The organism is Corynebacterium sp., assembly GCF_043426755.1.
GTDB lineage: Bacteria > Actinomycetota > Actinomycetes > Mycobacteriales > Mycobacteriaceae > Corynebacterium.
The window spans coordinates 1-24,976 of the sequence record NZ_JBHWRP010000025.1; the positions used below are offsets into that span (position 1 = coordinate 1).

The following is a 24,976-nucleotide window of genomic DNA, read 5'->3' on the forward strand; positions in this document are numbered from 1 at the left end:
CACGGCAGAATCCATCGCGGCAAACCACTGGCCGTACAGGGTGAAGTTGGAGAAGACGATATTCGCCCCGTTGTCCGGCATCTGCCCCATGTCGGCATAGCGCACGCGGGAGCCGGGCGCGCTGTGCGGGATGACGGAAATATAGTAGTCCGTCGCCTCGGCCGCCTTGTTCTGTGCGGCACCGCAGAACATCAGCTGTGGCACGATGCGGGGTGCGTCCTCATCCTCGTTGAGCATCAGCTGCCAATTCACCCCGAACTTGTCCTCCACCCAGCCATAGAGCGGGGAATGCGCATAAGAGTCTAGGTCCATGAGCGCCACCCCGCCCTCGAGCAATCCGGACCACGCTCGGCGTAGCTTCTCCGCGTCGCTGAAAGAGAGCAGAAAATTGATCGCGGGATTCGGGCGTGGCTGCTCACCGCCAACAACCAGCAGGATGCGCAGGCCTCCGACCACGATGTCCTCCGTAGATCCCGCCACGTCGGGCAGTACTTCGCGGTAGAAGGCGGCGGCTTCCTTAGCGCTAGGTTTACACCAGATGGTGGGCACAATTTTTTGCATACTCGAAACGCTACACCCCCGCCTGCGCCGGAGTTGGCGTGGGCGGGGGTGATCGTCGTCAAGCGATTCTTAGCGGTCCAACTTGAGCATCTTCTGGGTGTAGTCCCACTGCTCCTGGAACTTGGACTGATCGCGGATCAGTGGCTCGCCGTAGGTCGGGATCATCTCGTAGAGCTTCGGGCCCCAGTCGATCATGTGCTCGCCGAAGCAACGTTCGATGAGCTCCAGCATGGCAGCCGGTGCGATAGATGCGCCAGGAGATGCGCCGAGGATACCGGCGATGGAGCCTTCCTGGTTGTTTACCAGTGCGGTGCCGAATTCCAGGGAGCCGAAGCGTGGTGGTGCCGATGGCTTGATCACCTGCACGCGCTGGCCGGCAACGATGGTCTCCCAGTCCGAGCCCTCAGCGGAAGGAACATATTCCTTCAGAGTTTCGATCTTCGCGTCGAAGTCCTTGGTTACTTCCTCCACCAGGTACTTCACCAGGCCGAAGTTGGTTGCTGCAACGCCCAGGTAGGACGGGATATTGTCCAGGCGGATGGACTTGAACAGGTCGAGGTAGGAACCTTCCTTGAGAAACTTCGGCGTCCAGCCACCGTATGGGCCAAAGAGCAGCCCCTTCTCACCGTCGATCACACGGGTATCTAGGTGTGGCACCGACATTGGTGGAGCACCCACCTTTGCCTTGCCATAAACCTTGGCGTTGTGCTGTTCGATCAGCTCCGGGTTGGTGGAACGCAGCCACATGCCGGAAATCGGGAAACCGGCGTAGCCGCGAACCTCTGGCACGCCAGCCTTGCGCAGCAGGTCGAGGGCGTAGCCGCCGGCGCCGACGAAGACGAAGCGAGCCTTGGTGACCTTCTTGTCGCCCGTGTGCACGTTCTTCACGGACACGCGCCAGGAATTGCCGTCCTTCTTCAGGCCGATGACCTCGTGGCCGTAGCGCACCTCGGTGCCGGCCGCTTCAGCGGCGGTGAGGAACTGGCGAGTCAACGCGCCGAAGTTAACGTCGGTGCCCTCCTTCGTCCAAGAGATCGCAACCGGCTCTGCGCCGAAGTCGCGCTCCTTGGACATCAGCGGCAGCTTTTCCGCGAACACTGAGTGGTCGTCGGTGAATTCCATCGCCGGGAAGAGGTGGTTTTCGCTCAGCAGTTCGTAGCGACGACGCAGGTAGTCAATCTGCTCCGGCCCCTGTGCGAAGGAGACATGCGGGACAGGGTTGATGAACTCCTCTGGGTTGGTCAGGATGCCATTACCCAGCTGGTGCGCCCAGAACTGGCGGGAGACCTGGAACTTCTCGTTGATGTTCACCGCCTTGGTGATATCAATCTTGCCGTTCTTTTCTGGGGTGTAGTTGAGCTCACACAGTGCGGAGTGACCGGTACCGGCGTTGTTCCATGGGGAGGAAGATTCCTCTGCGGGGCCGTCGAGGCGCTCGTAGATCATCTGCGTCCAGCTTGGCTCCAGCTCACGCAACATGGCGCCGAGGGTTGCGCTCATCACGCCTGCGCCGATCAGGAGGACGTCGACCTCATCTTGGGCATTGCCGGTTGTATTTTCGTTCGTCACCTGTTTAAACCTCTTTTGTCGTCTCTCTTCCGCCTGCGTTCACGTTCCCGTCACGTGTTAGCTGCCGGAACACCCGCAGGCGATGGCTTCCTATCTATAGTACGCCGATACGCTGCGGGGGTGCCATCTATGGCTTGGTTCATCCCTTTTTGTTGGTATCCCCTCCCCTTCCGGGGGTATCGCGGGGTCATCCGCTCTTTCCCGGGAAAGCACATGCTTGACGACGACCGCCTGACTCCTCCGGCTTGTCGCCTAGAGTAGGTGGCATGACACCTTCCGCCGTACATTTCGACGACGCCGTCTGGCACCCCGACGAACTAGGTGACCACTTTGAATACGCTGATATCCCCTTAGGCCCAGACCCAGAAGGAGAAGGTGAGGCCGTAGCCACGCTGGTGCGCCATCTTCCCGACGAGCCCACCGGCAAACCCGCCCTGGTGTGGGTTCACGGGATGACTGATTACTTCTTCCAGGACCACGTGACACGCTTTTTCGCTGGTGAGGGCTATCCTTTCTACGCCGTCGATTTGCGCAAGTGCGGAAGGGCGCGCCACAAGGGACAGACCTGGCACTATGCGGAGGATTTGGAGCACTACTTTCCTGACCTGTCCGCGGTCGCGCAGATGCTTACTGAGCGGCATGGTTCATTCGTTCCTATCGCCCACTCCACCGGCGGTTTGATCGTTCCTTTGTGGGCAGACCACGTACGCCGCACCGCCCCGGAGATCCATCAGGGGCTTGCTGGCATCGTGCTTAACAGCGCATGGCTGGACATGATGTACCCGCAGTGGGCATTAACGCTGGCCACACCTCTGATCAAGTTTTTCGGAAAGCGCTGGCCCCGGATCGCTATCCCCGGCGGGAACCTTGGCTCCTACGGCAAGTCCATCCACTCCAGCGCGCATGGTCAGTGGGATTTTGATCTTGCCAAGAAGCCGCTGGGCGGACATGAAAAGTATTTGGGCTGGGTTCGTGCCGTGATGGCCGGGCACGCGCAGATTCACCGCGGCGACATCAATGTCGGCGTACCCGTGCTCAGTTTATGCTCGAACAAGTCCTATCTAAATAAGCCTTATTCTGCAGCTGCAGACACCGCAGACACGGTCTTGGATGTGGAGCAGATTCAACGCTGGTCCCCGCGCCTGTCCCATGACGTTCGGGTGGTGGAAATCCTCGGCGCCCGCCATGACGTATTTTTGTCCCTGGAAAACCCGCGTCAGCAGGCTTTCCACACAACGCTGCGGTGGCTTTCTCACGTGAGCGAACAGGGCCACGGGAATTAACTAGGCACGCCCCGCGTTTGTCCTTTATATATAGGTATAGTCCGCGCGTTAGCGCACCCATCAAGAATTTCAGGAGTTTTTACTGTGACCACCCCTGCAGCACCTGCTGTCGATGCTCATTATGACTACATCATTATCGGCGCCGGTTCGGGCAATTCGATTCCGACAGAGGAGTTCGACGACAAGTCCATCGCCATCGTCGAGAAGGGCCTTTTCGGCGGCACGTGCATGAACGTCGGTTGCATTCCGACGAAGATGTACGTGGTGGCTGCGGATACGGCACTATCTGCATCCAACTCTTCGCACCTGAGCCTGGATACTGAGTTCCACGGCGCGGACTGGAAGTCGATCATCGAGCGTGTTTTCCACAATCGCATCGACTTGATCGCGGAGGGCGGCGAGGAGTACCGTCGCGGTCCAGAGACCCCGAATATCACCGTCTACGATCACCACGCTTCGTTCCTGGCTCCGAAGACTCTTCAGACCGGCCAGGGTGATGAGCAGATGATCATTTCGGGCGATACGATCATCATCGCCACGGGTTCGCGCCCAGTGATCCCTGAGGTAATCCAGGATTCAGGTGTACCCTTCCACACCAACGAGACGATTATGCGTCTGGAGAAGCAGCCCGATTCCCTGACCATCGTCGGTGGCGGTTTCATCGCCATGGAGTTTGCCCACGTGTTCCAGTCCTTGGGCACAAAGGTCACCGTGGTAAATCGTTCGCCACTGCTGCGCAATCTTGATAAGGATCTGTCCGAGCGTTTCAATGATCTTGCGCAGCAGCGCTACACCACCCATATCGGACGCACGGTAGCCAGCGCGCGTTCCGACGATCACGGCGTGACTGTTGTGCTTGACGACGACACCGAGGTCACCTCGGAAGCATTACTTATTGCGACCGGCCGTAAGCCCAACGGGGACCAGATGAACCTGGATTCTGCTGGCATCGAAATGCGCCAGGATGGCCGGATTGCTGTCGACGAGTACGGGCGCACCACGGCAGAGGGTGTGTGGGCGCTCGGCGATGTCTCCTCGCCCCATCAGCTGAAGCACGTTGCGAACGCGGAGACCCGTGCCGTGCGCCACAACATCTTGCACCCAGAAGAGATGGTGCCGATGCCACACGATAATGTTCCTTCCGCTATCTTTACCCACCCGCAGATCGCCACCGTGGGGCTGACAGAGGAGCAGGCCCGTGAGCAAGGCTATGACGTAACGACGAAGGTTCAGAACTATGGCGATGTCGCCTATGGCTGGGCGCTGGAAGATAAGACCGGCATCGTGAAGCTGGTGGCTGATCGCCAGTCCGGCAAGCTCCTTGGTGCTCATTACATGGGCCCGCAAGCGTCCACGTTGATTCAGCAGATGATTACCGTGATGGCGTTTGGCCTAGACGTGCGCGAGGTAGCTACACACCAGTACTGGATCCACCCGGCCCTCCCCGAGGTCACAGAGAATGCCCTGCTAGGCCTGGACTTGGAGTTCCCTGAAGTTTAACTAGCAACATAGTGGCCTGGACCTCTCCCCCATTTGGGTAGATATGGCCCAGGTCACTATTTATTTTTCTCAGAATGTGCATTTACCCAAAGCTTGAGGTCATTGCTTGAAACGGCAATACTCGATAGATCAAGTTGTTCGCCTAACTCAGCCTTTTCGCAGACAGTTTTCTGGTGCCATTCGGGAATTAATGCGTCCGCATCAAGTTTCGGTTACAGTTACTCAACGACACCGGGACCGAGCCTGCAAAGGCAACCGGGTGATCATGGCAAACATGCAGGGTTTGCCACGATACTTTCAGATTTCCGACCCGGAAGTCTTGTCAGAACAACAGAGAAGGAATAGTTTCATGCGCAATTTCCGCAAGGCAGCACTGGCCGGCGCTACTGCACTGGCAGTTGCATTCGGCTCCACCTCCGTCGCAGTCGCTCAGGAGAACAACGGCAGCAGCAACCTGTCTTCCCAGTTCGGCGGCATTCTGGGCGTTGACACCAACCCAGAGTCTGAGATCAACCAGAAACCTCCAGCTCAGGACGAAGTCAAGGACCAGCAGAACTGGGCTGACGGCACCGCCCTCTTCGGTTCCTCCAAGTCGACCACCGAGGACACCCCCAACAACGGTAACTTCACCGATCAGCCACTGTGGGCAAAGCTGTTCTACGGCGGCACCATCTTCGCCGCTGTCGCTGGCTTCGTCGGCATGGTTGTCGGCCCGCTGTACAACTACGTCGTACACGGCATGTAATCTGCGGGACTCCGCACTGCCCCTCTAGTCATTCACTTTTACAAGTAAGGAAATCACAATGCGCAAGTTCCGCAACGCAGCACTGGCTGCAGCAACCGCAGTAACCGTCACCTTCGCAGGCGTCTCCGTCGCAGGTGCTCAGACCGGCGAGAATCTCCCTTCCCAGGCAGAACAGGGCTCCTCCTCCGCTTCTTCCAAGCAGGAGAACGTTGGTAGCTCTGTTGGAAAGGCTCTGCTCGAGGGTGGCTCCTCCAAGGCCGGCGAGGTTACCGAGGCAGACAAGCTTGTCAACGCCACCGACCTCTTCGGCTCCTCCGTCAACGACGAAAATAACCCGCTCTGGGCCCTCCTGTGGCGTGACGGTGGCACCATCGCAGCTATCGCAACTGCACTGGGTGGCGTCATCGCTGCATACAACTACGCTGTCTACCAGGGCATCATCCCTCACGCTATCCAGTTCTAATCACTAGATCAGCGATACAGCTTTAAACCCCACCGGGATTATCCCAGTGGGGTTTAACTCGTTGGTTAGCCCCAGGGTGAGGTGAACTCGTCGTCGGGAAGCGTCAAGATCTCATTCCCGTCCTCGGTGATCACGATGGTGTGCTCGAACTGGGCAGTGAACTTGCCATCCAGGTTCTGGATCGTCCAACCATCGTCCCACATACGGTAGGGCAACTCGCCCAGGTTGATCATCGGTTCAATCGTCAGCGTCATACCCGGCTCCAGAACGTCCGTGTAGGCATCAGAGTCATAATGCAGGACAACCAACCCATTGTGGAAAGTTGGGCCAACACCGTGGCCGGTGAAGTCCGTGACCACGTTATATCCGAAGCGCTTCGCATAGGACTCGATCACGCGCCCGATCACGTTCACCTGCCGGCCTGGCTTGGCTACTTTGATGCCGCGCATCGTCGCCTCGCGGGTTCGCTCAACCAGCAGTCGGTGCTCCTCGCTGACGTTGCCCGCAAGGAAAGTAGCATTCGTATCGCCGTGCACGCCGTCCTTAAAAGCGGTGACGTCAATATTAACAATATCTCCGTCCTGAATCACCGTCGTATCCGGGATACCGTGGCACACAATCTCATTGAGGGACACACACGTGGACTTGGTGAATCCGCGATAACCCAGGCAGGAGGGGTAAGCGCCGTGGTCGATCATGTATTCGTGCGCCACCGCGTCAATCTCATCGGTAGTCTTGCCGGGTTCCACGGCCTCCCCCGCCACTGCCAGTGCATTGGCGGCGATTTTCGAGGCCTCGCGCATCGCCTCAATCACCTCAGGGGTCTGCACGAAAGGTTCGCCCACATTCTCCTGGACGGAGTCTTTCCACGCATACTCGGGGCGCTCGATGTGTTCAGGCACATCGCGGATTGGCGTGGGTTTTCCTGGGGTCAACATAGCGCGTTCAGTCATGGAAACCATGCTAGTCCTTGCTTGCCGACGAAGCCTAAGCCGGGTTGACCGCCTGATCGTAGTTGACCAACATGTTGTCAGTGATGGCCACGGCAGCCTCCGAGCCACCGCCGAGCACCACAAGTGTGGCAAACGCTATATCATCCCGATAACCCGCAAACCAGGAATGTGAACCCTCGTTGATTTCGGCCTCACCGGTTTTGCCGTGGATGTCCCCACCGGCGCTCATGCCGCGGGCCGTGCCCTCTGTGACCACCGAGCGCATCATCTGGCGCACCCCGTCGATGGATTCCGGGCTGAGAGGCGGCACCTGCTCGCTGACCTTTGTCTCCTGACCCTCAATCAGGTACGGCACAGGGCTTGCCCCGTTGGCCGCGGTAGCCGCCACCATCGCTAGCCCGAATGGGCTTGCTAGGTCGTAGCCCTGGCCGTAGCCGGCTTCGGTGCGCTCCAGTGGGGTTTCGCCTTCGGGGATAGAGCCGGTCATTGAATCCAGACCTGGGATGTCATAGTCGACGCCCAAGCCGAACTGCTTGCCCACTTCCTGTAGCTCGCCCGGGGCAAGCTGCGTCGACATGTCCGCGAAGGTGGTGTTGCACGAGCTAGCGAACGCCCGCTGCAGGGGCACGCTGCCCAGAGAGAAGCCCGCGTAGTTAGTCACCACACGCCCATAGATGTCCATGGTGCCGGGGCAAGGGACGGTCGAGCTGGTAGCCAGCCCCTGACGTTCAAGCCCTGCGGCCGCGGTGACAATCTTGAACACCGATCCCGGCGGGTACTGCCCCATCATGCCGATATTGCCGTCCTTATCTGCCGCAGGAGTCTGCGCCACTGCCAGGATCTCGCCTGTCGACGGACGCACCGCCACAATCACCGCCTGCTGGCCCGCCACCGGCTCCAAAGCGGCCTCCGCTGCACGCTGCAACTTGTGGTCCAAGCTGACCCGCACCGCAGGCGACGGAGTGGGTGCGTGATATTCCACGTCCTCCATCGCAGCGCCTTCCTGGTTCACCTTGGCCACGCGCCACCCGTTCGCCCCATCCAGTTGATCGGCCACGATGCGCCCGACACGCGCCATGATGTCAGGTGCGAAAGTCGGGTCCGCATTCACCATCGCGGCTTCCTCGTTCAAACGTACGCCGGGTTCGTCGGCAAGTGCATCAGCCACTGCCTGGCCCTCTGCCTGGGGGACCATCGCCACCGAGAATGTTCCTTGGGCGTTTTCCAGGGCTGCTGTCAGTTCACCGGCATCGCGCGTGGGCACCTGGGGGTTGCGTTCGTGGGCTGCCGCCAAAGCCTCGGATATGGCGAAGGCAGTCTCGGGAGCACGGTGCATCGCAGAGGTATCGACGAGCAATCGGAACGCCACCCCCGGCTTCAACAGTTCCGCACCATCGGAGGAGACGACAGACGCCTTCTCCGCTTCCACGGGGCGCAGCTCGAGGTGCTGGTGCGCGCCCAACGAGGGGTGCAGCAGAGCGGGCTGCCAGCGCACGGTCCATTCCTCATCCGTCTGGGTCAAAATCATGGAGGTGTCATAGGCAAGCTCGCGGTCGCGCGGCAACTGCCACCGCAGCGAATAGCTCGCGGTTGCCAGGTTTTCATCTTGTTCGAGACCTGTGAGTTCGGCTACCAGTCCCTCTGCTTGCAAACCGGCAAAGGTGGCGTCGATGGTCGCAGTCGCCGTGGGGGAATCGTCGATAAGCGAACCCAGCGTGTCCGAATCGTGCGCGGCCAGCGCATCCAGAAATTCTTGGGCGGTGGGCTCGGCTGAATTCGGCTTCGGCGTACATGCGACGAAGCCAGCACCGAGGACAATCACGGTGAGCAGAACCCAGAGGCGTCTCATAGCTAAAAAGTAACAGCGCTGACCAATCGGTCAACGCTGCCACATACGAAACTGCCAGAGTCTAGCGGGTAACCTTGACTTCCGCCTTGGCTCCCGCCTTCGCCTCGAGGCCTTCTTCCTCAGCGATCTGGTGTGCCATCTCAATCAGCGTTTCGACGATCTCCTCTTCCGGAACCGTCTTCACAACCTCGCCCTTCACAAAGATCTGGCCCTTGCCATTACCGGAGGCAACGCCCAAGTCCGCGTCGCGCGCCTCGCCTGGGCCGTTGACGACGCAACCCATGACAGCAACGCGCAGCGGGTACTCCAGGTTCTCCAGACCGGCGGTGACATTTTCTGCCAGGCTGAACACGTCCACCTGGGCGCGGCCACAGGACGGGCAGGAGACGATCTCCAAGCCACGCTCACGCAGGTTCATCGACTGGAGGATCTGGTCGCCGACCTTGATCTCCTCGACCGGGTCCGCAGACAAGGAAACACGGATGGTGTCGCCGATGCCCTGGCTCAGCAGTGCGCCAAACGCAACGGAGGACTTGATGGTGCCACGGAACTTCGGGCCGGCCTCCGTCACACCGAGGTGCAGCGGGTAGTCCGTCTGAGCAGCCAGCTGGCGGTAGGCCTCCACCATCAGCACTGGGTCGGAGTGCTTCACGGAGATCGCGATATCGCCGAAACCGTGTTCCTCGAACAGGTTGGCTTCCCAGATCGCGGATTCCACCAGCGCCTCCGGGGTCGCGCGCCCATACTTTTCCAGCAGCCGCTTATCCAAAGAACCGCCGTTGACCCCGATGCGAATCGGGATGCCGGCATCTCCCGCTGCCTGTGCGACCTCCTTAACGCGGCCGTCGAACTCCTTAATATTGCCCGGGTTCACGCGCACGGCAGCACAGCCAGCATCGATCGCTGCGAAAATATACTTCGGCTGGAAGTGGATATCGGCGATCACTGGGATGGGCGACTTCTTCGCGATGATCGGCAGCGCCTCTGCATCGACCGTCTTCGGGCAGGCCACGCGCACAATATCGCAACCTGCAGTGGTCAACTGTGCAATCTGCTGCAAAGTAGCGTTGATGTCATGCGTCTTCGTCGTGGTCATCGACTGCACAGTCACCGGGTGATCGGAGCCGACCCCTACCCCGCCGACGGAAAGCTGGCGGGTCTTACGGCGCGGTGCGAGTGTGGGGGCTGGGCCTTCCGGCATTCCGAGGCCGATGGGTGAATTCATTATTCTCCTCAATCACGACAAACTAGGCAGATAGAGCTGCCACCCAGACTAGCATTGGTGTCAACTACCCGAACAGCCTAATCGGGTTGACCACATCGGCAACGATGACGATCACACCAACGGTCAGCAGCGTCGCAGCCATCACAAACGTTAAAGGCATCAGCTTTTCATAATTCGCCGGCGGCCCCGGCTTCAGGCCGCGGAGGCGGCGGATGGCGTCGCGCAGCTTCTCATAGAGCACCACCGCAATATGCCCACCGTCCAGCGGCGGTAGTGGTACCAGGTTGAACATGGCTAAGAAGAAGTTCAGGTTAGCCAATAGCATCCAGAACACGCTCCACAGCGAGCGTTCCACCAGCTCGCCGCCGGCCATCGACGCGCCCACCACGCTCATCGGGCCCTCGAGGTCACGCTCGGCGCCGAAGATGGCGGCGACCACGCCGGGGATCTTCGCGGGGAACTGTAGCAGGGCCTCAAATGTGGCATTGAGGGTTTGGCCGGTGAAGGTGAACGTCGCTGGCACTGCCTCCAGCGGTCCGAAGGTGCGGATGGGATCCTCAATCGGGGCGTTAACCAGGCCGATCGCGCCAGCATCGACCATCTCCCCTTGCGCGTTGAGTCGCTGAACTGGATCCACCTCGATGGGGAACATCAGTTCCTGGCCGTCGCGCTCTACGACGAGTTCCACGGTCTGGCCTGGACGCAGCATCACGTAGTCACGCAGTTCGGTGAAGTGTTCCAGCTCGTGGCCGTCCACCGAGACCAACTTGTCGCCGACTTTCACCCCGGCCTCGCCCGCAGGCCCGGTCCCGGTACAATCCGCCACCGTTTCGGCGTCGATCTGGTCTGAGGTACACGCCACCTCACCCACGGTGGGTGTGCGATCCGCATAGGGGTTCGGGATACCGGAAGTGACCGCCACGAAGTACAAGATGATGAATCCCAAAAACAGGTTCATCAGCACGCCGCCGGACAGCACGATCACCCGCTGCCACCAGGGTTTATTCACCATGGCGTGCGGTGCCTCTTCTTCCGTGACGGGGTCTTGGGCCGTCATGCCCGCGATGTCACAGAACCCGCCAAAAGGCAGAGCTGCCACACCATATTCGGTATGGCCTTTGGTGGTGGACCACACCGTTGGCCCAAATCCGATGAAATAGCGGCGCACGCGCATACCAAAGCTACGCGCGGCCAACAGGTGCCCCAGCTCATGCAGTGCGATGGCCGCGGCGATGCCCAGCGCGAAGAGGACAACCCCCAATAAATATGACCCCACGAGGTCAGCCCCTTTCTAGCGGGCGAGTTCGTCGATCAGCACGTTGGCGCGTCGACGAGCCTCTGCTTCTACGGTCACCACATCTTCAAACGAGTGGGCCGGAACCGCAAAATCGTCCGCATTTCCGACGATCTCCCCGACCACGTCAACGATCTGTGGGAACCGGATCCGACCGGCTAAAAAGGCCGCGGCCGCCTCCTCATTCGCAGCGTTGTACACCGCGGGGAACGTGCCGCCCTTGCCGGCGACATCGCGGGCGAGTTGGACTGCGGGGAAGGCTTCGTCGTCAAGCGGTTCGAAACGCCAGTCGTGCGCCTGGCTGAAGTCCAAGGCTGGCTGAGCATCGGCGACGCGCTGCGGCCAGGCGAGCGCGTGGCTGATCGGCAGTTTCATGCTGGGCGGGCTGGCTTGGGCGATGGTGCAGCCGTCGACGAAGGTCACCGCGGAGTGGATGATTGACTGTGGGTGAACCGTCACGTCGATCAGCTCCGGGGCCACGTCGAAAAGCAAGGTCGCCTCGATCAGCTCCAGACCCTTGTTCACCATGGTCGCCGAGTTCAGCGTGTTCATCTGCCCCATCGACCAGGTCGGGTGCGCCGCCGCCTGCTCGGGGGTGACATCCCACATCTGCTCGCGTGTCTGCCCACGAAACGGTCCACCGGAGGCCGTCAGCACATAACGCGCGACCTCGTCGACACGCCCCGAACGCAGGCACTGCGCCATCGCCGAATGCTCCGAATCCACCGGCACGATCTGCCCCGGCTTCGCCTGACTGGTCACGAACGTGCCGCCGGCCACCAAAGATTCCTTATTCGCCAGCGCCAGTGTGGCGCCCGTCTGCAGCGCAGCCAGCGTCGCGGCTAGGCCCATCGACCCAACAAGTCCATTAAGTACAGTGTCCGCAGGGTGCTTATCGACGAGCTCCCGCGCGGACTCCTCCCCCGACAGCACTGCCCCGCCAAGTGCCTGGCCGACGATCTGTGCCGCCTCCAGCTTGACCACCGCCACCTGCTCAGGTGCTAGGCCCAAGAGGCGCGCCTGCTGGATCACCTGGTCCGGGTTGGAACCGGCGGCGGCGATGCCGACGACCTCGAAGCGGTCCGGGTTGTCCTCAATCACTTCGATGGCTTGGGTACCGATGGAACCGGTAGACCCCAGAATTAAGATTTTCTTCTTCGTGCTCACGGCATCTATTGTGGCACCCAAAAACTCTCAAGCGAAAGTATGAAACATTTAGGGGGTGACAACTCCCTGGTTGCATTGTTTATGTGCAAAGATAGAGCACAGGTATCAGTGCATGTCTTGTGCTGCTTTTAATCGTGAATGACAAGGAGAACACATGGCTACGTCCCATGAGAAGACCTACGAGGTGTACAACGGCGTCTCTGAACAGGACGTCCCGTCGGCAAAGTGGGGTTGGTCTGAGCTGAGCCCGAAGACCATCCAGCTTGCTGGTTGGGTCTCCGTGGTCTTCCTTGTCGCCTACAATTTTGGTAACCACAGTGGCCACGTGGAGACCATCTGGTTGCTCTCGTTTGCAGCGGTAATCGCTATTGGGCTGATCCTCTTCGCCCTGCGTCCGCAGCTGTCTCAGGTGCGCACCCTCACCGGTGTGAACCAGCCAGTCGGCTACCAAGAGCGGGCCTGGGATTATGACCAGAAGACCCTGTCCGGTGAGTACGCCAAGCTGACCGACTCTCAGCTGCGTGCACTGAACATTGACCCGGCCCGCGTGGCACACCTGCGCGAACTGGATAATGGCAGCACCGTCGCCACGCCAGTGGAGAACAACACCACCCGCGTGGACCGCACCGGTTCCACCGCGGCGGACGAGAAGTAAAAGCTTTCTCCTAGCGCAAACGCCCCGGCTCCCTCAGGAGCCGGGGCGTAGTGCTTTTCTAGCCTGTCTTTTCGTCGGCAGCCAACTGCCCACAGGCCGCCGCAATTTCCTGGCCCTTTGTGTCACGCACGGTGCACGGCACACCCTGGGCGATCACGCGTCGCACGAATTCGTCCTGTCGCGCCTTCGGGGAGGCATCCCACTTTGAGCCCGGTGTCGGGTTCAGCGGGATCAGGTTGACGTGGACCTTGGATCCCAGCGCGTCATGCAGCTTCTGCCCCAGCATGTCGGCGCGGAAATCCTGGTCGTTGATGTCCCGGATCAAGGCGTACTCGATGGATACGCGCCGCGAGGAGCGATCCGCATAGTAGCGTGCGGCCTCCAGCACCTCGTCGACGGAGTAGCGCAAGTTGATGGGCACCAAGGTGTCGCGCAGTTCGTCGTCAGGAGTGTGCAATGACACCGCGAGGGTGCAGGAGAGGTCTTCGTCGGCAAGCTTTCTGATCGCGGGGGCCAGGCCCACCGTCGATACCGTGATATTGCGCTGCGAAATGCCGAACCCGTCTGGCGAGGGCTGGGTGATCTGGCGCACCGCGGAGACCACGCGCTTGTAATTGGCAAGCGGTTCGCCCATGCCCATGAACACGATATTGGACAGGCGGGAGCCTTCAGATTCCATGCGTGCGGCGGCCTCACGCACCTGGTCGACGATCTCCGCGGCGGAAAGGTTACGGTCCAGCCCGCCCTGGCCTGTCGCGCAGAAGGGGCACGCCATGCCACAGCCGGCCTGGGAAGAAATGCACAAGGTGGCGCGGTCCGAATAGCGCATCAAGACGGACTCCAGCAGGATGCCGTCATGCAGGCGCCACAGCGTTTTCGTCGTATCGCCCTCATCAGTTTCCACCGTGCGCACCGGGCGCAGCAACGTGGGGAACAGAGCGTCCTTGACTAGGTCGCGCTGTGCGGCGGGCAGGTCCGTCATGGTGGTCGGGTCCGCCTCGAAGCGGCCATAGTAGTGACGGGCGATCTGATCCGCGCGGAACTTCGGCAGGCCTAGCTCCTGGATTGCCTCCTGCCGCTCCTGCTTAGTCAGGTCAGCGAAGTGCTTCGGGGGCATGCCGTGCTTCGGTGCAAGTAGCTGGATCTTTGGAATATTGTCACTCATCAGGTTCGGGCTCCGTAGGTGGTTCTAATAAAAAATATGTGCGGGCAAGGCGACGGGAGTATCGCCGCACGCTCGCCGTCAGTTTAAACTGGGGGCATGACACGTGATTACAATCCCGTAGACCAGCCAGGCGAGAACCCGGACCAGTACGATTCCACCGGGCCTGCCCCCACTGCTGGCGAGCCAGTCTACATTACAGAAGAGACGAACTCCACGCCGCCACCTGCACCCCAGCCACAGGAACCCGCCCATGGCGACGGCAAAGTGAAAGGATCCATTGCAGGCGGCACGTGGGCAGCGCTGATCATCGGCGCGCTGCTCCTCATTGTGCTGATCATCTTCATTATGCAGAACCAGCAGCAGGTGGAAATCAACTTCCTGCCGTGGACTGTCCAGTTCCCCGCCGGGATTGCCTACCTGATCTCTGCGATCGCAGGCGCACTGATCATGGCTCTTGTTGGTGGCTGGCGCATGCTTGAGCTGCGCCGCCAGGTGAAAAAGGCCGCTCACTAAATTGCGAGAGCGCTCAGCACCAACCATGTGGCTGCGGCTGCTGGGAGCATGCCGTCTAGGCGATCCATCAGGCCGCCGTGTCCAGGTAGAAGCGCGGACATATCTTTAATGCCCAGTTCGCGCTTGAACTGGCTTTCCACCAGATCCCCCATCGTCGCACAAACGACAAGCGCGAACCCGAGGATCAGGCCGATCCACCATTCTGAATTCAGCAGGAAGACCACGCAGGCAACGCCGGTGACCATGCCGAAGATCGCGGAGCCGGCGAAGCCTTCCCAGGATTTCTTCGGGCTCACCGCCGGCGCCATCGGGTGGGCGCCAAACATCACGCCGGCGATGTAGCCACCGATGTCCGAGGCCACCACGCACAGCATGAACGTGAGGATAAACAGCGGGCCTGCAACGTCCCATGTCTCAAGGTTGGAGAGCATGGCGCCAAAACCGCCGAAGAGCGGCACCCACGCCAACACAAAGATGCACACCGCCGTGTCGCGGAGATAGTTCTTCGGAGGCGTTGTGCGTCCGTGATGGAACAGCCTGCCGAACATCAGCAGCAGCACGCTGAGCGTGAAAGAAAAGAGCAGCCCAACGGCATCGAAGAACCAGGTGGACCAGACCATCACCTGGCCCAGGATGATCATGACGGTGCGCGGGAGCACATAGCCTGCTTCGCGCAGTCTGGTCAGCACCTCGAACATTGCTACGCCCACCGCTACGGCGACCAGCGGGTACCACCCGATCGGTCCTGCGATCAGCGCGACAATGACCAAAGCGCCGAGACCGGCGCCGACGAGGATAGCTTGGCGCAGATCGCGGCCCGCCGAATTTCTCGGCTTGGGCATATCAAGGCGCAGTTTGTCCTCTAGGACGGCGCGTGCCCGGTCCCTCTTGCGCCGCCGCTCCCGTTCTTGTTCAGTGTTCACCGTCGTGAAATTGCGCTTCAAGAGGATTTAAACCTCCATCAGCTCCGCTTCCTTATTTTCAACGAGGTCATCGACCTGCTTGACGTACTTCGCTGTCACACCGTCCAATTCCTTTTCTGCTGCGGTCACTTCGTCCTCGCCTGCATCGCCATCCTTCTCGATCTTCTTCAGGCCGTCCATGCCGCTGCGGCGGATATTGCGGATCGCAATCTTGCCGTCCTCGCCCTTCGCCTTCGCGAGCTTGACCATGTCACGGCGACGCTCCTCAGTCAGCTGTGGGATGGTCACGCGCAGGACTTGGCCGTCATTGGTGGGGTTCACACCGAGGTCGGAGTTGCGGATCGCGTTTTCGATCTCGCCCATGGTGGACATGTCATAAGGCTTAATCAGGAGCATGCGTGGCTCCGGTACCGAAATAGTGGCCATCTGGTTGATCGGAGTTGGCGCGCCATAGAAGTCGGCGACAACACCGTTGAACATCGCGGGGTTCGCACGACCAGTGCGAATGGTCACCAGCTCCTCGCGAGTGTGTTCCACGGAGTTACCCATGCGTTCTTCAGCGTCCAACAAAATGTCATCAATCATAATGGTCCCTTCAATTCTCGGTTCAGATCTAACTTCTAATCTAGCAGCGCGAGCTATCACCTCACTCTACCCGACGTCACACTCCACACACGCCGGGCACAACCTTGTCCTTTGGGTCTTTCGTGCTTGCCTGCTTCAACGCCTCCATGACAGCATCGGTATACACGTATGTCCCCTCCACCGTGGGGTGGATATAGTCATCGCGCAAAAGCAGAGGATCATTCTTTGCCGCGTGGCACCAGTTCGCCACATACACGTTGGGGTACTTCGTGGCTCGATCCAGCACCTCGGCTTCCGCTTCAGGCATGTACCAGCGGTCGCCATAAGGCAGGACGATCACGATCGTGCGGTCCTCGTCCAGCGTCTGGATGATCGTATCCAGCAACTGCTCATCACCCGCACCATTCGAGGGCCCATTAGTACCGAAGCCCAGCACGATATTGTCGCGCAGCATCCCCTGCGCCTCATAAGTGGCAATCAGCCCAGGCACCGATTCGTAGTGGCGCGAGACAGCCCCGTCGACATAAATCCCAGGCAGACGCTCGTACATTGCTGATGAGGCGGCCAGCATCACCGAGTCACCAATCGCCAGGATGTCCGTACCTTCCGGCACAGTTGGTTGCGCGGAAGCTGGCGCTTCCGAATGCTGGGTAGCCGTGGCTTTCTTCGCTTGGACCAGCGCTTCTTCTTGGGCACGCTTTTGCTGCTCCTCGCGCGCGGCGAGTTCATACTCCATCTCGGTCATCTGCGGGGCATAGACAAGCCCGCCGATGGTAGCCAGCACAGCGCCAATGGCCACGGCAGACGTGGACAACATCCGTAACGGCGAGGAGTTCTTTTCGACGATCAACCCCACCACCGAGGCGTAACCGCGACGCCGGAATGGGTCCTCCACCAAGCGCACGGAAATCTCAGACAAGATCCACGAAACCACCAGTGCCACCCACGCGGCAGCCTGCGTATCTCCCATGATCTCCCGACAGAACACGATCACCGGCCAGTGCCACAGGTACAAGCTGAACGACAACCTGCCCAGGTGGCGCAGGATCCACAGGCTAAACAGTGGGGCCAGCACGCGGTTGCCCTTAATCACACCGTGCATCACCACCGCGGTGAGCACAGAGGCGAGAAAGAGGCCACCGTTATAGGTCTCTGGTGCTCCGTCGGAAAGCGTGGCCATCAGCAGCAAGACTCCGACCAAGGCGACAACCTCAAGCGTCCCGGTCAGCCCGCGCAGACGTATGCGCTGCTGCCACACCATTTCACGGTGGCGGTGGCCCTGCATCCAGATAGCCATGCCTGCGCCGATCAGAAGCCCGAAAGCGTGCGTGTCGGTGCCGTAGTACACGCGCGAAGGGTCGTCGCCGGGGACATAAAGCTGGATCATCCACCACAGCGACAGCCCGGCTAGTGCGAAGCACACTAGGGCGATCCAGCGCAGCCGGTACACACCCCACAGGGCCAATAACGCCATGACGATGACCGGCCACACGATGTAGAACTGTTCTTCAATGGACAGGGACCAGTAGTGGGCGAAGACTTCCGTATCGGCGAAGTAGGATTGGCTGGCGGCGATCTGGCCCCAGTTGTTCACGAAAAACAAGGTGGTCAGGAACTGCCTGGCCAGGTCGACGGTGGCGTCACCACGCACGATGGCTGCCGCGATGGTGCAGATCGAGAGAACGAACACGGCCGCAGGCACGATGCGTCGAAAGCGTTTGAGCCAGAAATACTTCAGGTCGATGCGCCCGGTGGCGGTCTTCTCGCGGATGAGCAGCGAGGTAATCAGGAAGCCGGACAGGACGAAGAAGATGTCCACGCCCAGGTAGCCGCCGGGCAACACTGCCCCGAAGAGGTGATAAAATGACCACTGCTGTGACCGCGAGTCCGCGGACTCCGTCCAGGCCTGGGACACGCGGAATGGAACGCTTCGCAGTGGTCAGGGTACTCATGAGGTCGCGCAGACTTTCGCCGAAGTAGCTTGATGACACAAATAGTTTGCCTTCGCAGCAACAGAAAACCAAACCACGTGTCCAACCGCCGGGGTAGTCTTTTAGAATGCCTCATCCCGCACTCACGTTTCTGGACAGCACCGCCACACCATCGGGCACCGGCAGGCTCGCCGGCTGGATGATGCCCGCAAAAGACCTAAGCGACGTCGCCGGCATGCCCACCACCCTGGGTGCGCCCCACCGCAGCTATGTCGCCGAGCGAACGGACCCGTTTCTGCAGTCGCTTATCGACGAAGGCGTGACCATCACCGGAAAGTCTGTGACTTCGGAGCTGGGTGCGACGATCTACTGTGAGCGTGAGGACACTCCCCTCTTGGAGTCCGCCGCCTACCCGAGGTGTACTCCCGGCGGCTCCTCTTCGGGCGCGGCGGTGGCTGTGGCCACAGGCATGTACCGCGCGGCCCACGGTTCCGATGCGGGCGGTTCCTTGCGCGTGCCCGCCGCCGCCAACGATGTTGTGGGGTTCAAGCCCGCGGCCGACGGATTTGCCGCCCAGGGTTTCATCACCCGCTCGGTGGCTGACCAGGCGTTGCTCCACAATCATCAGCTGGAGGAGGTCGCGGGGCTGCGCATCGGGGTGCTCACCGATCCGCTGTTCATTGACACGGACGTAGCTGCAGACCGCATCGCCGCGGTCACGGCAGCCGCCGATCGCCTCGCGACCAGCAACGATGTCGTGCAGATCACCCCGTATTCTGCAGCTGCAGAAACATTCGCGCATTTCCGCAACCGCTTCTTCGCCCACTACGCCTCGCTTGACGACGAGACCGGCGGCTATCTCGGCTGGGTGCGCGACTTCGGGCGGACTATCACCCCGGGGCAGCTGCGCGAGGCGGAGAGCCATTTCTCCACTCTGTCCACGCGCCTGCGCCACGAGTGGGGTGTGGATTTAGTTCTCACCCCGACGGTCGCCTTTGATCCCCCGCCGCTTGGCTACTTCCCCGGCCTAGATCACCCAGATAATTTTGCCGCGCAGACGCGGTGGTCGCCGTGGTGCTCTCTATTTAATGTCACCGGTGGCCCAGCAATCGCAATCGGCGCGGTCCACCTAGGAAGCCTCCGAGGTAGGACGCGCGCCGATGATAGGACGCTGCTTTCAGCCGCAGCGATCGTCGATAAGCGAACTTAGGCGACGAGAGTACCGATCTGCTCGCCGCCGACCGCACGCTTGATGTTGCCGTGCTCGAGCAAGTTGAACACCAAGATGGGCATGTTGTTGTCCATACACAAGGAGAAGGCGGTGGCGTCGGCGACCTTCAGGCCCTTCTCAATGACTTCGCGTGGGGTGATCTCGGTGAATAGCTCCGCGTCCGGGTTGGTGCGCGGATCGTCCGAGTAGACGCCGTCGACGGCCTTGGCCATGAGCAGCACCTCGCAGCCGATCTCTAGGGCGCGCTGGGCGGCCGTGGTGTCGGTGGAGAAGTACGGCATACCCATACCGGCGCCGAAGATGACCACGCGCCCCTTCTCCAGGTGGCGGACAGCACGCAGCGGCAGGTAGGGCTCGGCGATTTGCGCCATGTTGATGGCGGTCTGGACGCGGGTATCGATGCCGCGCTGCTGCAGAAAGTCCTGGAGGGCCAGGCAGTTCATGACGGTGCCCAGCATGCCCATGTAGTCCGAGCGCGCCCGGTCCATGCCGCGCTGCTGCAGCTCAGCGCCACGGAAGAAGTTTCCGCCGCCGATCACCACGGCGATCTCTGCCCCGGTGGAGGCCACTTCGGCGATCTGCGCAGCAACGTTTTCTACGACGTCCGGGTCGATGCCGACTTGTCCACCGCCGAACATCTCACCACCCAGCTTGAGCATCACACGCTTGTAACCATGACGTTTGGGGGTTTCGGGGGCAGTCACTGCAGTTGGCTCCTTATAGGTGATGGGCAAAACTGTCCCATATCCTACCCGTTCGTCTCCTGGGAGGAGAAAACGCAAGAACCCCTTAGCGCCTACCTAGGTAGGTGCTAGGGGGTTCGGGTGGGAAGGCTTACTGCTGGCCAACCTCGAAGCGAGCGAACTGGGTGATCTCTACACCGTTCTCCTCACAGAACTGCTTGGTGGTCTTCTTGGAGTCTGCCAGTGCTGGCTGCTCCAGCAGGACGATGTCCTTGAAGAATGCGCCGACGCGGCCTTCGACGATCTTGTCGATAGCAGCCTCTGGCTTGCCCTCATTGCGAGTGATCTCTTCCTGAACTGCGCGCTCCTTCTCAACGGTCTCCGCTGGGACGTCCTCACGGGTCAGGTAGCGTGCCTTCATGGCAGCGATCTGCAGAGCAACCTGGTGCGCGGCCTCGTCGGCCTTCTCGCCCTCGCCAGAGTAAGCGATCAGTACGCCAACTGCCGGTGGCAGGTCAGCGGAGCGCTGGTGCAGGTACTCGTGGGTCTTCTCGCCCTCGACGGTGACTGCGCGGCGCAGCTCAAGCTTCTCACCGATCTTTGCGGAGAGCTCCTGCAGAACGTCGTGTGCGGTCTTGCCGTCCACGTCTGCGTTTGCCAGCTCTTCCTGGGAGTTTGCCTTGACTGCTGCTGCAGCGTCAGCGATCTTTGCTGCGAGGTCCTTGAACTCCTGGTTCTTCGCCACGAAGTCGGTCTCAGCGTTGACCTCGATCATGGTGTTGCCGGAGACAGCAACCAGGCCCTCAAGAGCGTTGCGCTCTGCGCGCTTGCCCACGTCCTTTGCGCCCTGGACGCGCAGGATTTCGACAGCCTTGTCGAAGTCGCCACCGGACTCTTCCAGGGCCTTCTTGCAGTCCATCATGCCGGAGCCGGTCATTTCGCGGAGCTTCTTAACATCAGCAGCGGTGTAGTTCGCCATAGTGGGCGATCCTCCTCGTTAATTCGTGATCAGTGTCAGTTGTTGATCTTGTAGAAAGATTAGTCGAATACCAGTGCACTGGCATGTCGAAACGACGACACCCCCGGTATACCGCGCGTGCGCCCTGATTGAAGTTATCGGACGTCGTGCAGGACACAAGGGGTGACTATCGTGTGTGAAGCGCGGGCTATGCCTCAGTCTTCTCTTCGGTCTTCTCCTCAGCCTTGTCTTCCGACTCAGGCTGGGCTGGGGCCTCAGATGCCTCTGCTGCTGCAGTTGCGTCGTTCGCGGCCTTCTCTTCGGTGTCGCCAGCCTGCTCGCGTGCAGCTGCCAGCTGGCGCTCTTCGCGTGCCTGCTTACCAGCAACGACAGCCTCACCGATGATGTGGGTCAGGACCTTGACGGAACGAATTGCGTCATCGTTGCCTGGGATTGGGAAGTCCACAACGTCTGGGTCACAGTTGGTGTCCAGGATTGCGACAACAGGGATGCGCAGCTTCGCTGCCTCAGAGACAGCGATGTGCTCCTTGTTCGTGTCCACGATCCACAGTGCGGAAGGCACCTTGGTCATGTCGGAGATACCGCCCAGGACGCGCTCCAGCTTGTTGCGCTCGCGAGTCAGCATCAGAACTTCCTTCTTGCCGCGGCCTGCGTAGCCGTCCTCGGCTGCGTCCATGGCCTGCAGTTCCTTCATGCGGCGCAGACGCTTGGACACGGTCTGGAAGTTGGTCAGCATGCCGCCGAGCCAGCGGTGGTTGACATATGGCATGCCAACGCGGTCTGCCTCTTCCTGCACCGCTTCCTGTGCCTGCTTCTTGGTGCCGACGAACAGGATGGTGCCGCCGTGTGCGACGGTCTCCTTGACGAATTCGAATGCTTCGTCGATGTAGGTCAGCGTCTGCTGCAGGTCGATGATGTAGATGCCGTTACGGTCGGTGAAGATGAAGCGACGCATCTTCGGGTTCCAGCGACGGGTCTGGTGGCCAAAGTGCACACCAGCGTCGAGGAGTTCGCGCATGGTTACAACTGCCATGGGAAGCTCTCCTTCGGAGTAAAATCAGTTCGGTTAATGTCATGCGCGCGGGTTTTTATCCCGCGCCCTAGCGACGAGCCACTCCGACACCCAGAAAACACTGGGACCGTTGTTGGAGGTGGCGCCACAATAATTGTGGTGGTTCGCCGCGCGTAGTCAGCCTGTCCAGAAGATTCTGGGCACACTGCTGTCGCTAAGTGTAAACCCTCTTTACACTTTCGCCAAACGCACACGCCACCTTTATCCACAGGCACCCAGTTATCCACAGGTTTTCAAGCACTCTCCTGCACAGCCGTCCGCTTCCTGCCACGATCAAGCTATGAACCTCACGCGATCGTCGTTAAGCGCACTCTTGCTCTGTAGCCTGCTCTCCCCCGCCCTTGCCTGGGCTTATGTCGATCCGACGACGGGAGCGCCGTCTGCCACCCGTGTTTTGCGCGGTGCGGATATCCCTGAGCAGAATTGGTTACCCGGCCACCGCGGTGTCGACCTGGCCCTCGAGATCGGCGATGACGTGCTTGCCGCCGACGATGGCATCGTCGCTTTCGCTGGGATGGTTGCGGGCACGCCTGTGGTCTCGATTGATCATGACGATGGCATCCGCACCACCTATCAGCCCGTGCATGCACTTGTCGACGAGGGCGAGCGCGTTGCATCCGGCACCGTGATCGGGCGGCTGGGCCATCCCACCGACGGCTACCCTGGCCTGCATTGGGGCGCGCTGATCGCTAAGGACTCCTATATCAATCCGCTGTCGCTTCTCGACGATCCCATGATCCGCCTCAAGCCCGTGGATGCGCCCGAGCGTAGACCTCTTTGAGCCGCAGCGCCGACACGTGCGTGTAGATCTGGGTGGTCTGCAAAGAGGAGTGCCCCAAAAGTTCTTGCACCACGCGCAGGTCCGCCCCACCTTCCAGCAGGTGTGTGGCGGCGGAGTGACGTAGCTCGTGCGGGGTGAGGTCGTTGACCCCGGCCTGCTGCCCGGCGCGCTCGACGATGCGGCGGACCTGGCGTTGGTCGATGCGCCCGCCGCGTACCCCGACGAACAGTGCGTCGTTGTCTCCTGCCAGTTCTTCGCGCCCTTGGTCTAACCAGTCGCGGATCGCGGCGGTGGCCTCCTTACCGAAGGGGACGACGCGTTGCTTATTGCCTTTGCCTGTCACTCGAGCCTGTGCGCGCGCGAGGTCAATATCGTGCAGGTTCAAGCCGGTCAGTTCGGCGACGCGCATGCCGGTGGCGTAGAGCAGCTCGAGGATGGCGTGATCGCGCAGCTTTTCTGGATTGTCGCTTTCGGGCGAGGTGACGATCTCGTCGGCACGCTCCGGGTTGACCACCGTGGGCAGGTGGCGGTTGATTTTGGGCGTGGCCAGGCGTGCGGCCACATCGGAATCGAGGTGGCCGTGGTTGTAGGCCCAGGTGGAAAAAGCACGCACGGCGGCGGTGCGGCGGGCCAGGGTGGTGCGCGCCAGGCCGTTGCGGACGGCGTCGGCAAGCCAGGACCGCAACGTCACGATGGAGAAGGCGCGGAAGGTGGGCGCGAAGTCGGTGAGCGTGGCCAAGTCGGAGGTGTATCCGGCCACGGTGGCTTCGCTGCGGCCTTGGACATACCGGAGGTGGTCGACGAAGTCCTCGATCGCGGCCCCGACTTGCGTTACTTCACTTGTGTCACTCACACCTCATTACTATACCCGCGCCCAAGCATTCCCCTCGCGAACCACCACCCCGCGCTTGGCCAGATCCACCAGCAGGTGCACTGTCAGCCCGATCGGCAGGTTGGCCACGGCTGCGATCTCCTCGGCGGTGTGGCGCTGCTCCCCCGGTTTCGGCATCGCGTCGAAGACCCGCAGCTCATTGCGCGACAACTGCTGGATGGGCGTAGGCGCGAACTCGAATTCCATTTGCTGATCCACATCCACCTCGCCCACCTTCGACAGGTGGGCATGCACCTCCCGAATATCTGCAATCGCAGTAACACCGGGATCCCGCAGGCGGGCGTTGCACCCCATCGAGTTCGCATCGTTGATGGGCCCGGGTACCACCATCGAGAGGCGCCCAAAGGTGCCCGCCCTCGTCAGAGTATTCAACGCTCCAGAGCGAAAGCCCGCCTGTGTCACCAGCGTGCCCTGCGCCATCGCCGCAACCAGCCGATTGCGCTCCAAGAAACGATAACGCTGCGCATGCGAACCGGGATAGTATTCGGCCACCAGCGTTCCGCCGGCCTCCACCACGCGTTCAAACATGGGGATATTGGACTGCGGGTACCACCACCCCGGCCCGCTGGCCATCACAACCATTGTGCGCCCGCCCAGCTCCAGCGCTGTCTCATGCGCCACCGTATCCACGCCCAGTGCCCCACCGGAAATGACGGTGTACTGGTTGGCCACCATGTGAGTCGCCACAGCCCGTGTCACATCAGTGCCGTACGTCGTCGCCGTGCGCGTGCCGACGATCGCCACCGACCGAGCCGCCAAACGTGACAAGTCCGTATCACCGCGCACCCACAGCCCATGCGGCGCAGTCAACTCACCAATCGAAGTCTTCTGGTTCACCGCACTTCCCTCCGCCGCAGCATTGAACGCGGTAGAAAACTCAGTGGCCGGCCACCGCGGATCCCCCGGGTGAATCAGTTCGAACCCGTATCGATCTGCGTCCTCCAGCATCTGGTGCGG

The 24,976-nt window shown here is 60.7% G+C and carries 24 protein-coding genes; 8 read left to right on the forward strand and 16 right to left on the reverse strand.

Annotated features, from left to right (window positions below):
* Both ACHFGA_RS02260 and mqo read right to left on the reverse strand, forming a co-directional pair.
* Window positions 1-561: VOC family protein (locus ACHFGA_RS02260; RefSeq protein WP_394280824.1), on the reverse strand; the 561-nt coding region annotated here is incomplete at its 3' end.
* Window positions 562-630: 69 nt separating this feature from the next.
* Window positions 631-2,130: a malate dehydrogenase (quinone) gene (mqo, locus tag ACHFGA_RS02265; RefSeq protein WP_394280825.1), complete on the reverse strand. Its 1,500-nt coding sequence runs from the start codon at window positions 2,128-2,130 to the stop codon at window positions 631-633.
* Between the two features lie 266 nt (window positions 2,131-2,396).
* Here mqo and ACHFGA_RS02270 point away from each other — a divergent pair, with 266 nt between their 5' ends.
* The 4 genes from ACHFGA_RS02270 (at window position 2,397) to ACHFGA_RS02285 (ending at window position 6,121) form a co-directional block, all read left to right on the forward strand.
* A complete protein-coding gene (locus ACHFGA_RS02270; RefSeq protein WP_394280826.1) occupies window positions 2,397-3,413 on the forward strand; it encodes an alpha/beta hydrolase in 1,017 nt (338 codons plus the stop codon).
* An 84-nt stretch (window positions 3,414-3,497) separates the two neighbouring features.
* Entirely contained in the window at window positions 3,498-4,913 is a 1,416-nt protein-coding gene (gene mtr, locus ACHFGA_RS02275; protein ID WP_394280827.1) for a mycothione reductase, read from the forward strand.
* A 349-nt stretch (window positions 4,914-5,262) separates the two neighbouring features.
* The gene (locus ACHFGA_RS02280) at window positions 5,263-5,658 is read left to right on the forward strand and encodes a hypothetical protein (RefSeq protein ID WP_394280828.1); all 396 of its coding nucleotides are present in this window, start codon (window positions 5,263-5,265) and stop codon (window positions 5,656-5,658) included.
* Between the two features lie 58 nt (window positions 5,659-5,716).
* Window positions 5,717-6,121, forward strand: a complete 405-nt coding sequence (locus ACHFGA_RS02285; protein WP_394280829.1) for a hypothetical protein — start codon at window positions 5,717-5,719, stop codon at window positions 6,119-6,121.
* A 65-nt stretch (window positions 6,122-6,186) separates the two neighbouring features.
* Here the strand turns inward: ACHFGA_RS02285 and map are convergent, their stop codons facing one another.
* The 5 genes from map to dxr form a co-directional block, all read right to left on the reverse strand.
* Window positions 6,187-7,074, reverse strand: coding sequence for a type I methionyl aminopeptidase (map, locus tag ACHFGA_RS02290; protein ID WP_394280830.1), 888 nt, complete (start codon window positions 7,072-7,074; stop codon window positions 6,187-6,189).
* 34 nt (window positions 7,075-7,108) lie between these two features.
* Complete coding sequence (locus ACHFGA_RS02295; protein ID WP_394280831.1) at window positions 7,109-8,923, reverse strand: penicillin-binding transpeptidase domain-containing protein; 1,815 nt, start codon at window positions 8,921-8,923, stop codon at window positions 7,109-7,111.
* Between the two features lie 61 nt (window positions 8,924-8,984).
* Entirely contained in the window at window positions 8,985-10,148 is a 1,164-nt protein-coding gene (gene ispG, locus ACHFGA_RS02300) for a flavodoxin-dependent (E)-4-hydroxy-3-methylbut-2-enyl-diphosphate synthase (RefSeq protein ID WP_394280832.1), read from the reverse strand.
* A gap of 64 nt (window positions 10,149-10,212) precedes the next feature.
* A complete protein-coding gene (locus ACHFGA_RS02305; protein ID WP_394280833.1) occupies window positions 10,213-11,424 on the reverse strand; it encodes a M50 family metallopeptidase in 1,212 nt (403 codons plus the stop codon).
* A gap of 15 nt (window positions 11,425-11,439) precedes the next feature.
* Window positions 11,440-12,609: a 1-deoxy-D-xylulose-5-phosphate reductoisomerase gene (gene dxr / locus ACHFGA_RS02310; RefSeq protein WP_394280834.1), complete on the reverse strand. Its 1,170-nt coding sequence runs from the start codon at window positions 12,607-12,609 to the stop codon at window positions 11,440-11,442.
* 154 nt (window positions 12,610-12,763) lie between these two features.
* Here dxr and ACHFGA_RS02315 point away from each other — a divergent pair, with 154 nt between their 5' ends.
* Window positions 12,764-13,264: a DUF2631 domain-containing protein gene (locus tag ACHFGA_RS02315; protein ID WP_394280835.1), complete on the forward strand. Its 501-nt coding sequence runs from the start codon at window positions 12,764-12,766 to the stop codon at window positions 13,262-13,264.
* A 58-nt stretch (window positions 13,265-13,322) separates the two neighbouring features.
* Here ACHFGA_RS02315 and rlmN read toward each other — a convergent pair whose 3' ends face one another.
* Window positions 13,323-14,429, reverse strand: coding sequence for a 23S rRNA (adenine(2503)-C(2))-methyltransferase RlmN (gene rlmN, locus ACHFGA_RS02320; RefSeq protein ID WP_394280836.1), 1,107 nt, complete (start codon window positions 14,427-14,429; stop codon window positions 13,323-13,325).
* Between the two features lie 96 nt (window positions 14,430-14,525).
* Here rlmN and ACHFGA_RS02325 point away from each other — a divergent pair, with 96 nt between their 5' ends.
* Window positions 14,526-14,942, forward strand: a complete 417-nt coding sequence (locus ACHFGA_RS02325) for a lipopolysaccharide assembly LapA domain-containing protein (protein ID WP_394280837.1) — start codon at window positions 14,526-14,528, stop codon at window positions 14,940-14,942.
* On the opposite strand, the gene ACHFGA_RS02330 is transcribed toward ACHFGA_RS02325, so the two are convergent.
* The 3 genes from ACHFGA_RS02330 to ACHFGA_RS02340 all read right to left on the reverse strand — a co-directional run bounded on the left by ACHFGA_RS02330 (window position 14,939) and on the right by ACHFGA_RS02340 (window position 18,365).
* Window positions 14,939-15,784, reverse strand: a complete 846-nt coding sequence (locus ACHFGA_RS02330) for a phosphatidate cytidylyltransferase (RefSeq protein ID WP_394280846.1) — start codon at window positions 15,782-15,784, stop codon at window positions 14,939-14,941. The genes ACHFGA_RS02325 and ACHFGA_RS02330 overlap by 4 nt on opposite strands.
* A 108-nt stretch (window positions 15,785-15,892) precedes the next feature.
* Window positions 15,893-16,450: a ribosome recycling factor gene (frr, locus tag ACHFGA_RS02335; protein WP_394280838.1), complete on the reverse strand. Its 558-nt coding sequence runs from the start codon at window positions 16,448-16,450 to the stop codon at window positions 15,893-15,895.
* Between the two features lie 76 nt (window positions 16,451-16,526).
* Complete coding sequence (locus ACHFGA_RS02340) at window positions 16,527-18,365, reverse strand: acyltransferase family protein (protein ID WP_394280839.1); 1,839 nt, start codon at window positions 18,363-18,365, stop codon at window positions 16,527-16,529.
* 143 nt (window positions 18,366-18,508) lie between these two features.
* Here ACHFGA_RS02340 and ACHFGA_RS02345 point away from each other — a divergent pair, with 143 nt between their 5' ends.
* Complete coding sequence (locus ACHFGA_RS02345; protein ID WP_394280840.1) at window positions 18,509-19,591, forward strand: amidase family protein; 1,083 nt, start codon at window positions 18,509-18,511, stop codon at window positions 19,589-19,591.
* Here ACHFGA_RS02345 and pyrH read toward each other — a convergent pair.
* The 3 genes from pyrH to rpsB all read right to left on the reverse strand — a co-directional run bounded on the left by pyrH (window position 19,588) and on the right by rpsB (window position 22,307).
* Entirely contained in the window at window positions 19,588-20,271 is a 684-nt protein-coding gene (pyrH, locus tag ACHFGA_RS02350; protein ID WP_394280847.1) for a UMP kinase, read from the reverse strand. The genes ACHFGA_RS02345 and pyrH overlap by 4 nt on opposite strands.
* Before the next feature lie 175 nt (window positions 20,272-20,446).
* On the reverse strand, window positions 20,447-21,274 hold the full coding sequence (gene tsf, locus ACHFGA_RS02355) for a translation elongation factor Ts (RefSeq protein ID WP_394280841.1): 828 nt from the start codon (window positions 21,272-21,274) through the stop codon (window positions 20,447-20,449).
* 187 nt (window positions 21,275-21,461) lie between these two features.
* The gene (gene rpsB / locus ACHFGA_RS02360) at window positions 21,462-22,307 is read right to left on the reverse strand and encodes a 30S ribosomal protein S2 (protein WP_394280842.1); all 846 of its coding nucleotides are present in this window, start codon (window positions 22,305-22,307) and stop codon (window positions 21,462-21,464) included.
* A 319-nt stretch (window positions 22,308-22,626) separates the two neighbouring features.
* Here rpsB and ACHFGA_RS02365 point away from each other — a divergent pair, with 319 nt between their 5' ends.
* Window positions 22,627-23,127 (forward strand): M23 family metallopeptidase, encoded by a 501-nt coding sequence (locus tag ACHFGA_RS02365; RefSeq protein WP_394280843.1) that lies wholly within the window; start codon window positions 22,627-22,629, stop codon window positions 23,125-23,127.
* On the opposite strand, the gene ACHFGA_RS02370 is transcribed toward ACHFGA_RS02365, so the two are convergent.
* Window positions 23,090-23,980 carry a tyrosine recombinase XerC gene (locus ACHFGA_RS02370; RefSeq protein WP_394280844.1) on the reverse strand — a complete coding sequence of 297 codons (891 nt, stop codon included), beginning with the start codon at window positions 23,978-23,980 and terminating at the stop codon, window positions 23,090-23,092. The two genes, ACHFGA_RS02365 and ACHFGA_RS02370, sit on opposite strands and share 38 nt — an antisense overlap.
* Window positions 23,981-23,989: 9 nt before the next feature.
* A partial coding sequence (locus ACHFGA_RS02375; protein WP_394280845.1) for a DNA-processing protein DprA occupies window positions 23,990-24,976 on the reverse strand: 987 nt, incomplete at its 5' end.

Coding starts and splice junctions, on each gene's coding strand:
- map (WP_394280830.1), bottom strand. CDS start 7,074: ATGACTGAACGCGCTATGTTGACCCCAGGAAAACCCACGCCAATCCGC.
- rlmN (WP_394280836.1), bottom strand. CDS start 14,429: ATGAGTGACAATATTCCAAAGATCCAGCTACTTGCACCGAAGCACGGC.
- frr (WP_394280838.1), bottom strand. CDS start 16,450: ATGATTGATGACATTTTGTTGGACGCTGAAGAACGCATGGGTAACTCC.
- ACHFGA_RS02285 (WP_394280829.1), top strand. CDS start 5,717: ATGCGCAAGTTCCGCAACGCAGCACTGGCTGCAGCAACCGCAGTAACC.
- ACHFGA_RS02295 (WP_394280831.1), bottom strand. CDS start 8,923: ATGAGACGCCTCTGGGTTCTGCTCACCGTGATTGTCCTCGGTGCTGGC.
- tsf (WP_394280841.1), bottom strand. CDS start 21,274: ATGGCGAACTACACCGCTGCTGATGTTAAGAAGCTCCGCGAAATGACC.
- rpsB (WP_394280842.1), bottom strand. CDS start 22,307: ATGGCAGTTGTAACCATGCGCGAACTCCTCGACGCTGGTGTGCACTTT.
- pyrH (WP_394280847.1), bottom strand. CDS start 20,271: ATGCTCAAGCTGGGTGGTGAGATGTTCGGCGGTGGACAAGTCGGCATC.
- ACHFGA_RS02365 (WP_394280843.1), top strand. CDS start 22,627: ATGAACCTCACGCGATCGTCGTTAAGCGCACTCTTGCTCTGTAGCCTG.
- ACHFGA_RS02325 (WP_394280837.1), top strand. CDS start 14,526: ATGACACGTGATTACAATCCCGTAGACCAGCCAGGCGAGAACCCGGAC.
- ispG (WP_394280832.1), bottom strand. CDS start 10,148: ATGAATTCACCCATCGGCCTCGGAATGCCGGAAGGCCCAGCCCCCACA.
- ACHFGA_RS02270 (WP_394280826.1), top strand. CDS start 2,397: ATGACACCTTCCGCCGTACATTTCGACGACGCCGTCTGGCACCCCGAC.
- ACHFGA_RS02280 (WP_394280828.1), top strand. CDS start 5,263: ATGCGCAATTTCCGCAAGGCAGCACTGGCCGGCGCTACTGCACTGGCA.
- ACHFGA_RS02345 (WP_394280840.1), top strand. CDS start 18,509: ATGCCTCATCCCGCACTCACGTTTCTGGACAGCACCGCCACACCATCG.
- ACHFGA_RS02330 (WP_394280846.1), bottom strand. CDS start 15,784: ATGCCCAAGCCGAGAAATTCGGCGGGCCGCGATCTGCGCCAAGCTATC.
- ACHFGA_RS02315 (WP_394280835.1), top strand. CDS start 12,764: ATGGCTACGTCCCATGAGAAGACCTACGAGGTGTACAACGGCGTCTCT.